Here is a 16,146-nt window from a genome sequence, read left to right as displayed (position 1 = left end):
TTAAATTAATTTTAATATTTAGATTAGTTTGTTTTAATATTAACATACTAAATTAAATTAATGTAAAAATTTCAAATAAATTGGGGGTATTAATTATGGCAAAAAAATCTTATGTTTTAGTTATTAATCCAGGTTCTACATCAACAAAATTAGCTATATTTAAAGAAAATGATTGCATAGTATCAACGAGTTTAAGTCATGATATTAAGGAAATTAATAAATTTGAAACAATATATGCCCAAAAGGACATGAGAGTAAAGGTTATACTTCAGTGGTTAGATGAAAAAGGAGTAAAGTTAAACGAATTAGCAGCTGTTGTTGGAAGGGGTGGCCTTTTAAGACCAATGCCAGGTGGAACATATGAAGTTTCGGCCAAAATGCTTGAAGATTTAAAAATAGGAATACAGGGACAACATGCATCTAATTTAGGTGGAATAATATCAAATGAAATAGCAAAAAAAGTAAATATAAAAGCTTATATAGTAGATCCAGTTGCAGTAGATGAAATATGTGATGAGGCTAGAATATCAGGTATGCCAGAAATACCAAGACGCTCTTTAGTACATGCTTTAAACATGAAAGCAGTTGCGAGAAGAGTTTGTGCCGATAAAGGTTTAGATTTTTATAAGTCAAACTTTGTTATTGCTCATTTAGGTGGAGGAATATCTATTTCACCATTTAAAGATGGAAAGTTACTTGATTGTAATAATGCTAATCATGAAGGTCCATTTTCACCAGAAAGAAGTGGATCATTACCAGTGCGTGACACTGTAGAGATGGCCTTTAGTGGTAAATACGCTCATAAAGAATTAGCAAAACTAATAAGTGGACAAGGTGGGCTTGTTGCATATCTTGGAACTAATGATGGAAGAATTGTAGATTCAATGATAGACAAAGGGGATAAAAAAGCAGAACTTATTTTAAAAGCTATGGCATATCAAATAGCAAAGGAAATAGGTGCAATGTCAACTGTGATTAAAGGGAAAGTGGATAATATAATAATTACAGGTGGACTAGCTCATAATAAAAGACTTATGGATTGGATTAAAGAGCAAGTTGAATTTATAGCAGACATAGTTTTAGTACCAGGGGAAGATGAAATGCTTGCACTTGCACAAGGAGCATTAAGAATTTTAAATGGTGAAGAGAAGAGCAAAATATATGAACAAGAGATTTTGACTTTAAAATAATATAAATTTGTAATATTGATAAATAAAATAGTATAAATCACAAATTTAAAATTTTTATAGTTTTATTTATCTTTATATATATAAAATCATGGGGAGGATAAATAAATGGCAAATTCATTTAAACAAATTATTGAAAAAGTTAAAGCACAACCGATGAAAAAGGTAGCAGTAGCTGTGGCTCAAGATGAGCCAGTTTTAGAGGCTATAAGGGATGCTAAAAATAATAAAATAGCAGACGCAGTTTTGGTGGGAGACAAAGGAAAAATAATTTCAATTGGTGAAAAAATTGGAATGGACATGAATGAATTTGAAATAGTAGATGAAAAAAATGCAAAAAAAGCAGCATTAAAAGCAGTTGAACTAGTTTCAAGTGGAAAAGCTGACATGATGATGAAAGGATTAATTGATACAGCATCATTCTTAAGAGCTGTATTAAACAAGGAAGTGGGATTAAGAGCAGGAAAACAAATGTCTCATATAGCTGTTTTTGAAATACCTGGATATGACAGGATGATATTCTTAACAGATGCAGCATTTAATATGTATCCTGAACTAAAAGAAAAAGTAGACATTATAAATAATGCAGTTAAGGTTGCAAAAGCAATTGGTATAGAAACACCAAAAGTAGCACCAATATGTGCAGTAGAAGTTGTAAATGAGGCAATGCCAGCAACTTTAGATGCAGCAGCTTTAACAGCTATGAACAATAGGGGACAAATTAAAGGTTGTATAGTTGATGGACCATTAGCGTTAGATAATGCTTTATCAGAAGAAGCAGCAAAACATAAAGGTGTTTCAGGACCAGTTGCAGGTCATGCGGATATACTTTTAATGGCAAATATAGAAGCAGGTAATGCAATGTACAAATGTTTAACATACACAACTGAATCTAAAAATGGAGGATTATTAGCAGGGGCAGCTGCACCGGTTATAGTTACTTCAAGAGCAGATTCACCAGAGACAAAAATGAATTCAATAGCACTAGCAGCGTTAGTTGCTCATAATAAATAGGGTTTAATCACGTTACAATTTTAGGAGGGAAAAAGTTATGGCATTTAAGTTACTTATAATTAATCCAGGTTCAACTTCAACAAAAATAGGGGTTTATGAAGATACAAAACCTGTATTAGTAGAGACATTAAGACACAGTTCAGAGGAAATAGGAAAATATAAAAATATATATGATCAGTTTAATTTTAGAAAAGAAGTTATCCTTAATGTATTAAAAGAAAAGAATTTTGATATTAAAGAATTAAGCGCAGTAGTTGGTAGAGGTGGACTTTTAAAACCAATAGAAGGTGGAACTTATGAAATAAATGATTCCATGATAGAAGATTTAAAAGTTGGAGTTCAAGGGCAACATGCATCTAATTTAGGTGGAATTATTGCTCGTGAAATTGCAAATGACTTAAACATAAGATCATTCATAATTGATCCAGTTGTTGTTGATGAATTAGCTGATGTTGCAAGAATATCAGGAATTCCAGAAATAGAAAGAAAAAGTATATTTCATGCACTAAATCAAAAGGCTGTAGCAAGAAGATTTGCTAAAGAAACTGGCAAAAACTATGAAGATTTAAATTTAATAATTGCACATATGGGTGGTGGAGTTTCAGTTGGAGCACACAATCATGGAAGAGTTATCGATGTAAATAATGCATTACATGGCGATGGACCATTTTCACCAGAAAGAAGTGGTGGAGTACCAATAGGGGATTTAGTAAATATGTGTTTTAGTGGCAAGTACACTAAAGATGAAGTAAATAAGAAAATAACAGGTAAAGGTGGAATAGTAGCATACTTAAATACTAATGATGCTAAAAAAGTAGATGATGATGCTGCTGCTGGAGATGAAAAATCTAAATTAATATTTGATGCTATGGGATATCAAACAGCTAAAGAAATAGGTGGATGTGCTGCAGTATTAAAAGGAAAAGTTGATGCTATTATACTTACAGGTGGTATAGCTTATTCAAAAGCTATGGTAAGCTATATTAAAGAGAGAGTAGAATTTATTTCTCAAGTAGTTGTTTACCCAGGAGAAGATGAATTATTAGCATTAGCAGAAGGTGGATTAAGAGTATTAAATGGCGAAGAGACAGCTAAAGAATACAAATAATCTAAATAATTTTTAGATATTTAGTATCTAAAGAGAAAAGGTGATAATATGAGTAGAATTAGGGTTTTTACAGGTCATTTTGGTAGTGGAAAAACTGAGATAGCAATAAATTATGCAATTGATTTAGCTAAAAAAGGTAAAAAAGTTGCTATAGTTGATTTAGATATTGTAAATCCTTATTTCTGTGTAAGAGACTTAAAAAAGGATTTAGAAGAAAATTATAACATAAGAGTAATATCATCTAATCCTGAGTATGTAAATGCTGAACTAATGGTTGTTCCAGCTGAAGTCATGGCTGTTTTTAATGATAAAAGTTACGAGGTTGTTTTTGATGTTGGTGGAGATGATGCAGGAGCTGTAGGACTTGGCCAATATAATAAATTTTTCAAAGAAGAACCTTATGATATGTACTTTGTCATAAATAATAACAGACCACTTACATCTGATGATAAAGGTGTTAAAGAATATATAGATGCTATACAGAAGGCATCAAGATTAAATGTTACACATTTAGTGTCTAATACAAACTTATCTTATGAAACAACTAAAGAGCATATTTTAAAGGGTGATAAGTATGTTGCAAATTTATCAAAGGAAATTAACATACCACATCAATATACAGTTTGCACAGCTGATATGGCTGATGAAGTGAAAAATAGCGTTAGTGCTGAATTATTTCCTATAAAGATATACATGCTACCACCTTGGAGAAAATAAAAGAAAAGTAAAATCATATTTCCTATAATATTTAACTTATTATAGGAAATATGATTAATTTTTTATATAAGTAATTATATAAAGTTTCTATGCATAAGGTTAATATAGACCTAGTCAACTAAAATATTATTAGTATTTCTAGGGTGCTTAGAGTAAAAATATAATGAAAGTTCTAAATACAAAAAAATTATAAAATAGAATTTAACAAATTGTTAGAATATTATTAATAAACTGAATTGACAACGTATTCAAAATAGAGTTACAATAAAAGTACAAGCATGATTTGGGATTAAGTGTTATTTGAAGAGTTAAAAATATGGGTAGCTTAGATATATAAAATTATCTTTATATATATTTTATATTGAAGTTGCAACATTATAAGGAGGGAAAGTTATGGCAAAGGTTAGCTTCAGAGAAGAAAGATGCAAAGGTTGTGGAAATTGCATCGTTGTATGTCCTAAAAATATAATAAGTTTTTCTCAAGGGTTAAATGTAAAAGGATATCATCCAGCAACAGTAATAGAAGAAAAACAAGCTGAATGCATAGGGTGTGCATCATGTGCAAAAATGTGTCCAGATCTTGTAATTACAGTTGAAAAATAAGGAGGGTTATTTCATGGCGGATAAAATTTTAATGAAGGGTAATGAAGCTATTGGTGAAGCTGCTATAAAAGCAGGTTGTAAATGCTTCTTTGGATACCCAATAACACCACAAACTGAAATATCAGCATATCTTTCAAGAAAGATGCCAAAAATAGGAAGAGTATTCCTTCAAGCTGAAAGTGAAATTGCAGCTGTTAACATGGTTTATGGAGCAGCAGGAACTGGAGTTAGATGTATGACATCTTCAAGTTCTCCAGGAATAAGCTTAAAAGCAGAAGGAATTTCATATATAGCAGGAGCTGAATTACCATGTGTAATTATAAACATAGTAAGAGGAGGCCCTGGACTTGGTAGTATACAACCAGCACAATCAGATTATTTCCAAGCTACTAAAGGTGGCGGACATGGAGATTTTAACATGCCAGTATTTGCACCAGCTTCTATACAAGAAATGGTTGATATGGTACAAGAAGCATTTGATGTTGCGGAAATGTATAGAACTCCTGTAATGATAATGGGAGATGGAATGATTGGTCAAATGATGGAGCCAGTCCAATTTAAAGAAAGAGAAGAAAAACAATTACCTGAAAAAACTTGGGCTGCCAATGGATTGCATGGAAGAAAAAAACACAATGTAATAAACTCTCTGTACTTAAAAGCAGAAGTATTAGAAGAACATAATAAGCATTTACAAGAAAAATATAAAACTATAAAAGAAAATGAAGTTAAATATGAACTATTTAACTGTGATAGAGAAAATGATTTAGTGTTAGTTGCTTATGGAACAACATCAAGAATTTGTAAAAATGTTGTTAAAATGGCTGAAAAAGAAGGTATAAAACTAGGTTTAATTAGACCTATAACATTATGGCCATTCCCAACAGAAGCCTTTGATAAAACTGTAAATTCAACAAAACACGGATATTTATCAGTTGAGTTAAGTTGTGGACAAATGGTTGAAGATGTTAGATTAGCAGTTGAAGGCAAGAAACCGGTAAATTTCTTTGGTAGAAGTGGTGGAATGGTTCCAACACCAGAAGAAATACTTTCAAAAGTTAAAGAACTAGTAGGAGGTGCTAAATAATGGCTATAGTATTTGAACCAACAAAAGCATTATTAGATGTTCCTACTCACTATTGTCCAGGATGTACTCATGGAGTTATTCATAGATTAGTAGGAGAAGTTTTAGATGAATTAAATGTTATAGATAAAACAATAGGAGTTGCTCCTGTTGGATGTTCTGTTTTAGCTTATGATTATTTTGCATGTGATATGTTTGAGGCAGCTCACGGTAGAGCACCTGCTGTAGCAACAGGAATAAAAAGATCTAATCCAGATGCTGTAGTATTCACATATCAAGGAGATGGAGATTTAGCAGCTATAGGTACAGCTGAGATAGTTCATGCTGCAACAAGAGGCGAAAATATAGTAACTATATTTGTAAATAACTGTATATACGGTATGACTGGTGGACAAATGGCACCAACTACATTACCAGGACAAGTTACAGAAACATCTCCTTATGGAAGAGATGTAAATATTCAAGGACATCCTATAAGAGTATCAGAGATGATAGCAACTTTAGATGGAGCTTGTTATGTAGAAAGAGTTTCTGTTGACAGTGTTCCAAATGTTAATAAAGCTAAAAAAGCTATAAAAAAAGCATTTGAAAATGCTATAGCAGGAAAGGGATTTTCACTAGTAGAAGTATTATCAATTTGCCCAACTAACTGGGGTCTATCTCCTAATGAATCTATGGAGTGGTTAAGAAACAATATGATGCCACACTATACTTTAGGAGTAAAAAAAGATAATACAGAGGAGGTGAAATAATATGGCATCACAAGATATAATTTTTGCAGGTTTTGGTGGACAAGGAATACTTTCAATGGGTAAGTTTTTAGCTTATGCAGGTATGGATGCAGATAAAAATGTTTCATGGTTGCCATCATATGGACCAGAAATGAGAGGGGGAACTGCAAACTGTTCGGTAATAGTTACTGATGATGAAGTAGGATCACCAGTAGTTACTAATCCGTCTACAGTAGTAGTAATGAATAGACCTTCTTTAGATAAATTTGAGAATGATTTAGTAAAAGGTGGATTATTAATAATAGATAGCGATTTAGTAGATAGAGAGCCAGAAAGAAGCGATATTGAAATATTAAAAATACCAGCACAAACAGAAGCAACTAAACTAGGAAGTAGTAAAATAGCAAACATGATACTTTTAGGTGCATTAGTTGCAAAAACTAAAATAGTTACAATGGATGAACTATTAGCTGCATTAAAATCTCACGGAAAAGAGAAGTTCTTTGAGGTTAATAAAAAAGCTTTAGAACTAGGTGCAAATTACGTTAAATAATTTTTAAAATAGCTAAAGTTAATAAGTATATATAAAAGGGACTATCTAAATATAGAATTTTAATTCTATATTTAGATAGTCTTTTGGCTTAAGTAATTAAAAAGAGGAAGCTTTTTTGTTGGTTTCTTTAACATAATCTTTAAAGTTACATTTAGGACAAGAAATTATTTTATATTTAAAACGCTTTGTTGATAGAGTGAAAGATTTAAAGTTGTATGAAATGATGTGACCACAATTAGGACAAATAAAGAAAAATTTCTTGAATATTATTTTTATAGTTATACCAATAAATAAAAAACAGGTTAAAGAGAAAAATATTGGTAGGATATATTTAATAAATAAAGTCATATAAAAACTCCTTATATATATATATTTAGAAATCATTACATATGTTTTTGTGTATAGCCTTTATATATTTTATTAAAAGAAGAAAATGGCTATAACTGAAAATAGTAGAATTTATTATAATTTTTAACCAAAATTAAGTTTTTTATAATAAAACCAGCAAAAATCTTTACTTTTTACTATTTGTTAAATAAATAACAATAAAAAATAAAGAATAGCGTAACATTGTTACGCTATTTAGTGTATAATAAAGATAATGATGAACAAAATAAAAAAGTTATCAACAATAGGTGTTGATAACTTTGTTGAAAAGGTGGGAATAGATTGTGGATAATAAAAATACAATAAGTGATTTAATTATATCTGGAAGTTGTACTGCTAGTGGAGGAAGATATAATAAAGTTATTTCAAATGGTTCAGGAAAGATAAATGGAGATATACATTGTGATGAATTTAAAATAAGTGGTTCTACTGTTGTTAATGGCTCTGTTGAAAGTAATGGGCAATTAAAAATGAACGGTAGTGGAAAAATAAAAGGTAATGCTAAGTGTGATACTTTAAAGACTAGTGGCAGTTCTAAATTTATTGGTAATGTAAGTTGTAATGAAGGGGCTGTTAGTGGAAGTTGTAATATTGAAGGTGAAATAAAGGCAAATGTTTTTGAAATAAGTGGGGGATGTACTGTTTTAAAAGATGCATCAATTGAAAAGTTGAGAGTTTCAGGTGGATGTAATTTTCATGAAAATGTTACTAGTAAAGAAATAGTAGTAAATGGAGGAATTAAAGTTTCTAATAATGTAGAAAGTGAAATTTTTAAAGCTTCAGGATCATTTGAAATAGGACAAATGTTAAATGCAGATGAGGTTTTTATTAAACTTGGTGGTTTTTGTAGAGTTAAGGAAATAGGTTGTAGTAAAATAGAAGTTAATAAAAGTTTTGGTAAATCTATAATAAGAGAGTTTATTAGCATTTTTTCAAAGAGTTTAGATATGGAACTAGAAGTTGAAACTATAGAAGCTGATTATATTTATCTAGAAAATACAAAAGCTAAAATTGTTAGAGGCGAAAACGTAATAATAGGTAGAAATTGTGAAATAGATTTAATAGAATATAAGAATGAGTACAAATGCGACGAACAAAGTGTTGTTAATAAAGTAGAAAAAGTTAATTGCTAAAGACAACTTAATAGGAAATTTGTGTATGATTTTATAAGGATTTATCAATAAAAAGGCAAGGGGTTTTATATAAAATCAAAAGATTAAGGGGTAGGTATGTTATGGCATTAGATTTTAAAAAATTAGAAAATTTAAAAGTAGAAAGCACAACTAATATTAAAGGTGGAAATTTTAATAAAGTTATAATAACTGGAAATGCATATTTTGAAGGGGATATTTCATGTAAAAATTTTTTATCTAAAGGTAGTTGTAATTCTAAGGGCAATATAGAAGGAAAAAACATTGTTATAAATGGAAAGGCTTCTATAGATGGTAATATAAAAGGTAAAACTGCAAAATTGCAAGGTATTATAGCTACTAAGGGAAATGTAGACGTAGAAGATTTAATTATAGGAGGAAAGGTTTCTATAGAAAAGGATTTAATCTGTAAAAATTTTAATCTTCCTGGAGTAGGTAGTATAGAAGGCAACATAAATTCTGAGTGTGTTTATATTTCAGGTGCTAGTCATGTGAAAAAAGATATAAATACAGATATATTTGTTTTAAGTGGAGGAATAGTTCACGAAGGTATGTTAAATGCTCAAGATGTGAGTATAACACTAGGAAGTAAATCTAAAATAAATAATATAAAGTGTGAAAAAATAAATATAAAAAAGCCAGAAAACACTTCTAAACTATTTTCACGATTACTTAAGAAGTTAGTAAAAAATGAAGTTTCTATTGAGTGTAAGAAAATTGAAGGTAAGAAAATATATTTAGAAAATACTAAAGCTGATTTAGTTAGAGGAAAAGTTGTGGTTATAGGCGAAGGGTGCAATATTAAAAAGGTTGAGTATGAGGAAGAATTTAAAGTTATTCAAAATGGAAAAGTAGTGAATAACATAAAAATATGATTAATTTTAAATAAAACTGATGTGTGTTGCATCAGTTTTATTTACATATGTCTTATTGTGTATAGAAAAAAATTATATTATAATGTAATTTGTGTATTTATGTATATTTTAAATAGAAAATCTACACTATATGCATAAGGTTTATTTAGTCATCTTTAAAGAATGAATGCTCTTTAGGTGGCTTTTTATAACATTAGGGATAAAATAAATTTAATATTTTTATATGGCATTTTTTATATAATATATTTTAAAGTAAGGGTAAAGTATATTAACATAATTTAATGCATTGTTTTTATTTCTTACATAAATAATTGATAAAAAGTGTCTAATAATAAGAATAATGTATAGAATTTATGAGAATGTAATTTATTTGTCATTAAAATATTAGCATATTAGGTTAAATTAGTATTGTTATACTATATAAGAGGAAAGAGGTTGTCAAATGAGTAGAATGTTTGGTACTGATGGAGTTAGAGGAATAGCTAATAGTGAATTAACAGTTGAACTTGCATATAATTTAGGAAAAGCTGGAGCGTGTGTTTTAACTGATACAATGCACAAACCTAAAATATTAGTTGGAATGGATACTAGAATATCAAAAGATATGTTAGAGAGTGCATTAGTTTCTGGAATACTTTCAGTAGGAGCAGAAGCTATATGTGTTGGTGTAATTCCTACCCCTGCTATTGCATATTTAACTAAGAAATATGGTGCAGACGCAGGTGTTGTTATATCTGCATCTCATAATCCTGTTGAATACAATGGCATAAAATTCTTTAACAAAGAAGGATTCAAACTAAGTGATGAATTAGAAGATGAAATACAAAAATTAATAGAAGATAAATTTGCAGGAGTACCTGTTGTAACTGGTGAAAATGTAGGAAAAAAAATAGTTGTAGATAGCGCAATAGATGATTATGTTGAATTTGCAGTATCTACAGTTAATGGCGATTTAAAAGGAATGAAAATTGCTATAGATTGCGCTAATGGTGCATCTTATAAAACTTCAGAACTAGCTCTTAAAAAATTAGGAGCAGAGGTTTTGGCTATTAATAATACTCCTGATGGATGTAATATTAATAAAGATTGTGGTTCAACACATCCAGAGCAATTAATGAAACATGTAGTTGAAAATAAATGTGATTTAGGATTAGCATTTGATGGAGATGCTGATAGATGCTTAGCTGTAGATGAAAATGGTAAATTGATAAATGGTGACTTCATGATGGTTATAGCAGCTAAACACTTAAAGGCGCAAGGAAAATTAAATAAAGATACAGTTGTTGTAACTGTTATGAGTAACTTAGGCTTAGATATAGCTTTAAAAGAAGAAAATATAAAAACTATCAAAACTAAAGTTGGAGATAGATATGTTTTAGAGGAAATGAAAAAAGGTGGATATAGTATAGGTGGAGAACAATCTGGTCATGTTATATTCTTAGATTATAATACAACTGGAGATGGTTTAGTTTCAGGAATACAATTAGCAGCTACAGTTAAAGAAAGTGGAAAAACTTTAAGTAATCTTGCATCAGTGATGACAGAACTTCCACAAGTTTTAGTAAATGCTAGAATTCCAAATGATAAGAAAAATATCCACAATGAAGATGAAGAAATAAAAAATGAAATAGCTAAAATGGAGAAAAAACTAGAAGGTGAAGGAAGAGTATTAATAAGACCTTCTGGAACAGAACCATTAGTAAGAGTAATGCTTGAAGGTAAAAATCAACAAGAATTAGATGAAATGGCACATGCTTTAGCTAAGTTAATAGAAGAAAAAGCAAACTAAATTATATAAAGAAAGTATAAAACTACCTTTAAAATGAATGTAAATTTGTTTTAAAAGTAGTTTTTTTATAAATATTTAAAGGAAATTTCTTTTATTTTAAAACTTAGTTTAAAATTTCAGTGATATATTTATAAAATCATATAATGTAAGCTTAATTCTGCTAAAAGAATAATAATACATAATAAATGTTTAATAATGTAGAACAAAGAGAAGAATAAAAATAAATTGTATATCATAAATAAAAATATTTTAAAATTATTATTATTCTAATATTTAAAAAAATATTTTAAAAAAATTTCATGGAAAAAAAATCCATTGACCATTGGTATACCGTTGAATATAATAAATTGAGGTTTAATTAATATTAAACTATAAATTCAAAAGCGCCAGGACTTGGAAAAATTAATTTTGTTAATAAGGTGGATATGCTAGGCTGTGTTTACATTAGAGTTAAAATAGCAACATTCATTTATGAGAAATTTTAAAATTTTCAAGTTGACGAGGATGGGGAGTATCGAATCTTCGGCGGGTGCCCCACGGTATCGCACTACCGTTAAAGATTGATAAAAGCAAAAAGCGATTTTTGTCACAATATCAATCAGGTGTTAAAACCTTTCAAATGTAGGGAATGTAGGTTTATATTTTTTGTAAACCCTATAATAAACCCTATAAATAAAAATATTTAAATATCGGAGGAAGATTTATATGTGCGGAATAGTAGGTTATTTTGGAAACAGAGAAGCAGCACCGTTACTAATTGAAGGATTAAGCAAGCTTGAGTATAGAGGATATGACTCAGCAGGTGTTGCAATAATCGAAAATGGAGAAATTGAAGTTACTAAATGTAAAGGAAGATTAAAAAATCTTGAAAATAAATTAGAAGAGTCTCCTATACATGGAATGGTAGGAATAGGACATACTAGATGGGCTACTCATGGACAGCCATCAGATGTTAACTCACATCCACATTCTAATAAAGAACAAACTATAAGTGTTGTTCATAATGGAATAATAGAAAACTATATAGAATTAAGAGAATGGTTAACTTCAGAAGGTTATGAGTTTAAATCTCAAACTGATACAGAGGTAATACCAAACTTAGTAGATTATTTCTATGAAGGAGATTTATTAAAAGCTGTTATAAAAGCTACTAAAAAAATGGAAGGAAGTTATGCTATAGGAGTTATAGCTAAAAACGAACCAGACAAATTAGTAGCAGTAAGAAAAGACAGCCCACTTATAGTAGGTATTGGAAAAGAAGAAAGTTTTATAGCATCAGATATACCAGCAGTACTTGCTCAAACAAGAGATGTATATCTATTAGAAGATAGAGAATTTGTTATTTTAACAAAAGAAGGCGTTAAAATAGTAGATTCTAATGAAAATGTAATAGAAAAAGAAGTTTATAAAGTAACTTGGGATGCTGATGCAGCTGAAAAAGGTGGATATGAGCACTTCATGTTAAAAGAAATTCACGAGCAACCAAAGGCTATAAAAGATACAATGACATCTAGAATAGTTAAAGGTCAACCAATAAAATTAGACGATATAACTATAACTAAAGAAGAAATCAAGAAGTTAAACAAAGTTTATATCGTAGCTTGTGGAACAGCTTACCATGCTGGAGTAGTTGGAAAATATGTTATAGAAAAATTAGCTAGAATACCAGTTGAAGTTGATATAGCTTCAGAATTTAAATATAGAGATCCAATCATTGATGAAAATTCATTAATGATAATAATAAGCCAATCTGGAGAAACTGCAGATACAATGTCAGCATTAAGACTTGCAAAAGAAAAAGGTGCAAGAGTAATAGCTGTAACAAATGTAGTTGGAAGTACAGCATCAAGAGAAGCTGATGATGTATTATACACTTGGGCAGGACCAGAAATAGCAGTTGCATCAACTAAAGCTTATGTAACTCAATTAATAGCAATGTATATAATCGCATTATTCTTTGCACAAAATAAAGAAACTGTATCTAATGAAAAATTAGAAGAGATAAAAGAAGAGATGTTAGCTCTACCAGAAAAAGTAGAAAAAGCATTTGAGTGTAAAGAAGCTATTGAAAAAATGACTGCTGAAACTGTAAATGAAAAAGATATGTTCTTCTTAGGAAGAGGACTAGACTACGCTGTAGCACTAGAAGGTTCTTTAAAATTAAAAGAAATATCTTATATTCACTCAGAAGCATATGCTGCTGGAGAGTTAAAACATGGTCCAATAGCATTAATAGAAGAAGGAACAGTTGTAGTAGCGTTAGGAACACAAGAAGAGTTATTTGATAAAACAGTAAGTAACGTTCAAGAAGTTGTTTCAAGAGGAGCAAAAGTTTACGCTATAGCTAAGGAAGGACACAAAGAAGTAGAGAAAACTGCTAACAGTGCAATCTACGTTCCAAGAGTAATGGACTTACTAGCACCAGTAGTAACAGTAATACCACTACAATTATTCTCTTACTACATGTCAATAGCAAAAGGCTGTGACGTAGATAAGCCAAGAAACTTAGCAAAATCAGTAACAGTTGAATAATAAAAGAAGATAAAATACAGACCGTATCAAATTTGATACGGTCTTTTTATATGTAAAATTATATAAAAATATAAGATTTTAAGCATAGGGGTAAAGCTAATCCTAAAAAATCCAAAATTATAGTGTTAAAAAATAATAATGAAAAAATCTAAAACGCTAGTCTGTGAAAATTTCAAAGAAACTCTAAATATATTTTTATCTGATTTTTATGACTACCCGGAGAAGCGACGTCCTTGTCTGGTGCACCGGCTAATCCGTCCTTGGATTAGGTCACAAAAATCAAACAAGAATCTATAAGAGTTTCTAAATCAATTTTCAATGAATAGCTTATTTAAATTCTTTATTATCACATAATGTAGTAAAAAATTAGAAGAAAGATATTCTATTGGAATAAAGTAGCTTAGGTTTAAGTACAGAAGATTTTAAGTTCTAAATTTAACTATATTGCTAGAAAATATGGCAAATAGAACTTTAAACCGTTATTCAGAAGAATGACAAAGGAGTCACTAATATTTGTTTATGTGTTTATTTTTGGTACAATTGTATAAGAAAATAAAATTAAAATTTTACAAACTTGTTAGAAGTAGTGTTATTGTTTACTTAATTAATATGTATAATTTTTTGAATATTAAGTTTATTATAGACTTTGATAAATATATTATCAAATAAAGTGAAAATGATGGAGGTTTTTTATGAATAATGTTTATATTCATCCCACAGCTAATGTATCAAATTTATGTAAGATAGGTTCAGGTACAAGCATATGGGTAAATAGCCAAGTTATAGAGAATGCAATTATAGGATTGAATTGTAAAATAGGTAAAGATACATTTATAGACCATGATGTATGCATTGGAAATGGAGTTAAAATCCAAAATGGAGTTTCTGTTTATTATGGAATTACTATAGAAGATGATGTATTTGTAGGGCCTAATGTAACATTTACAAATGATTATTATCCACGTTCTTTTAATACTGAATGGAAGGTTTCTAAAACTATCATAAAGAAAGGTGCATCCATTGGAGCAAATTCTACAATTATTTGTGGTCATTCTTTAGGTGAATATTGCATGATAGGAGCAGGGAGTGTGGTAACTAAAGATGTACCAAGTTATGCATTAGTTATGGGTAATCCTGCTAAAGTAGTTGGGTATGTATGTAAATGTGGTGAAAGATTAGTTGATGGTAAATGTGATAAATGTAATTTTGAATTGATTTAATTATATATATTAGATTATATAAAAAATAGGTTAGAGAATTGAGGGTGTAGTTTATGAATATTCGAAATATTTCAAATAAGGAATTGCACAAGTATACATCATTGAGCAAAAATGATAATTGTAATTTTAAAAATGAATTATTAAAATGGCTTGGTGATGGAAGGACAAAGATAGAATACTGTTTTGTTGTAGAAGAGAATGATGAATTTTTAGGTAGGATTGTTTATGGGTTATTTAAAGATGAACCCAATGACCTTAAAATATGGAATATGACATTAAGGGATGGAAATTTTGATGTTATATCTATTTATAATAAGTTGATTAGGGAAAGCATGAATAAAATGAAGCTAGAGAATTTTAAAACTATAGAATATCATCTTTATTCAGATGGTAATGATTCATTTGAAAGATATAAAGAAATATTTTTAAGATGTGGATTTGAGATAGTACAAGAAAAAAGTAGCTTTATTTGTGATGAATTTAATAGAGAAAATTTATCATCAGTATTAAATTTTAAGTCTTTAAGGGAAGTTGGAGAGAATAAATTTTTAAAAGCTATAGAAAGGGTTACAGAAAATACATTAGACCAAGATGATCTAAATTGTATAAATGAATATGGTTCTAAAGAAGCAGCTAGAAAATACTTTAATATTTTAAAGACAATTGACTTTAATGAAGATTGGTGGAACCTAGCATATGAAAATGAAGGTGAATTCGTAGGATTAGTAGTTCCACAACAATTTAATAAAAATATCGGTGCTATTAATTACATTGGGGTTACCCCTGAAAAAAGAGGTAAGGGGTACGTAAATGAATTATTATGGCATGGCACTAAAGTATTATTCAATAATGCAATAAAGGAAATTATTGCAGATATTGATGTTAAAAATTTTCCAATGGAAAGGTCTCTTTATAACCAAAATTATAAGTTTAAAAATAAAATGGCAATTTTAAAGATTACATTGTAAGAGATAATATTGTTAAAAGTATTTTTATTTATATTAGAATTTACAATCATAAGCAATGGCAAAACATTAAAATATTGAAGAAGAGGATTTAAATATGGAATATAATAAGTATTGGTAATTTGAAAGCAAAATTACCACTCTTTATAACCAAAAGAAATATAAAGAAGCTCTAAATTTATTAGAACATGCATCAGAGTATCTTCCTAAACAGCAATTTGATAAATATTTGT

Annotated in this window: 14 protein-coding genes; all 14 read left to right on the top strand. The window is 29.3% G+C overall.

Going from position 1 to position 16,146, the window contains the following annotated elements:
• Window positions 1-95 precede the first annotated feature (95 nt).
• A complete protein-coding gene (gene buk, locus KQI36_RS09350) occupies window positions 96-1,190 on the top strand; it encodes a butyrate kinase (RefSeq protein WP_216450676.1) in 1,095 nt (364 codons plus the stop codon).
• 105 nt (window positions 1,191-1,295) lie between these two features.
• Window positions 1,296-2,201, top strand: coding sequence for a phosphate butyryltransferase (gene ptb, locus KQI36_RS09345; protein ID WP_216450675.1), 906 nt, complete (start codon window positions 1,296-1,298; stop codon window positions 2,199-2,201).
• Between the two features lie 37 nt (window positions 2,202-2,238).
• Entirely contained in the window at window positions 2,239-3,309 is a 1,071-nt protein-coding gene (gene buk, locus KQI36_RS09340) for a butyrate kinase (RefSeq protein ID WP_216450674.1), read from the top strand.
• A 48-nt stretch (window positions 3,310-3,357) separates the two neighbouring features.
• The gene (locus KQI36_RS09335; RefSeq protein ID WP_216450673.1) at window positions 3,358-4,026 is read left to right on the top strand and encodes a nucleotide-binding protein; all 669 of its coding nucleotides are present in this window, start codon (window positions 3,358-3,360) and stop codon (window positions 4,024-4,026) included.
• Window positions 4,027-4,419: 393 nt separating this feature from the next.
• On the top strand, window positions 4,420-4,629 hold the full coding sequence (locus tag KQI36_RS09330) for a 4Fe-4S binding protein (RefSeq protein ID WP_010295052.1): 210 nt from the start codon (window positions 4,420-4,422) through the stop codon (window positions 4,627-4,629).
• A gap of 13 nt (window positions 4,630-4,642) precedes the next feature.
• A complete protein-coding gene (locus KQI36_RS09325) occupies window positions 4,643-5,713 on the top strand; it encodes a 3-methyl-2-oxobutanoate dehydrogenase subunit VorB (protein ID WP_199870434.1) in 1,071 nt (356 codons plus the stop codon).
• Window positions 5,713-6,462, top strand: a complete 750-nt coding sequence (locus tag KQI36_RS09320; protein ID WP_010295049.1) for a thiamine pyrophosphate-dependent enzyme — start codon at window positions 5,713-5,715, stop codon at window positions 6,460-6,462. Before KQI36_RS09325 ends, KQI36_RS09320 begins: the two co-directional genes overlap by 1 nt.
• A 1-nt stretch (window position 6,463) precedes the next feature.
• Window positions 6,464-6,994 (top strand): 2-oxoacid:ferredoxin oxidoreductase subunit gamma family protein, encoded by a 531-nt coding sequence (locus KQI36_RS09315; RefSeq protein WP_010295046.1) that lies wholly within the window; start codon window positions 6,464-6,466, stop codon window positions 6,992-6,994.
• A gap of 671 nt (window positions 6,995-7,665) precedes the next feature.
• Window positions 7,666-8,514 carry a polymer-forming cytoskeletal protein gene (locus KQI36_RS09310; protein WP_216450672.1) on the top strand — a complete coding sequence of 283 codons (849 nt, stop codon included), beginning with the start codon at window positions 7,666-7,668 and terminating at the stop codon, window positions 8,512-8,514.
• Window positions 8,515-8,615: 101 nt separating this feature from the next.
• On the top strand, window positions 8,616-9,407 hold the full coding sequence (locus tag KQI36_RS09305; protein WP_216450671.1) for a polymer-forming cytoskeletal protein: 792 nt from the start codon (window positions 8,616-8,618) through the stop codon (window positions 9,405-9,407).
• 442 nt (window positions 9,408-9,849) lie between these two features.
• Window positions 9,850-11,196 carry a phosphoglucosamine mutase gene (gene glmM / locus KQI36_RS09300; RefSeq protein ID WP_216450670.1) on the top strand — a complete coding sequence of 449 codons (1,347 nt, stop codon included), beginning with the start codon at window positions 9,850-9,852 and terminating at the stop codon, window positions 11,194-11,196.
• Between the two features lie 705 nt (window positions 11,197-11,901).
• Complete coding sequence (gene glmS, locus KQI36_RS09295) at window positions 11,902-13,728, top strand: glutamine--fructose-6-phosphate transaminase (isomerizing) (RefSeq protein ID WP_216450669.1); 1,827 nt, start codon at window positions 11,902-11,904, stop codon at window positions 13,726-13,728.
• A 692-nt stretch (window positions 13,729-14,420) separates the two neighbouring features.
• Entirely contained in the window at window positions 14,421-14,948 is a 528-nt protein-coding gene (locus KQI36_RS09290; RefSeq protein WP_010295036.1) for an acyltransferase, read from the top strand.
• Between the two features lie 53 nt (window positions 14,949-15,001).
• Window positions 15,002-15,916: a GNAT family N-acetyltransferase gene (locus KQI36_RS09285; RefSeq protein ID WP_216450668.1), complete on the top strand. Its 915-nt coding sequence runs from the start codon at window positions 15,002-15,004 to the stop codon at window positions 15,914-15,916.
• The last annotated feature ends 230 nt before the right edge of the window (window positions 15,917-16,146 follow it).

This window comes from Clostridium senegalense, assembly GCF_018916625.1.
Classification (GTDB): domain Bacteria; phylum Bacillota; class Clostridia; order Clostridiales; family Clostridiaceae; genus Clostridium_J; species Clostridium_J senegalense.
This window is presented reverse-complemented; position numbering and strand designations above follow the sequence as displayed.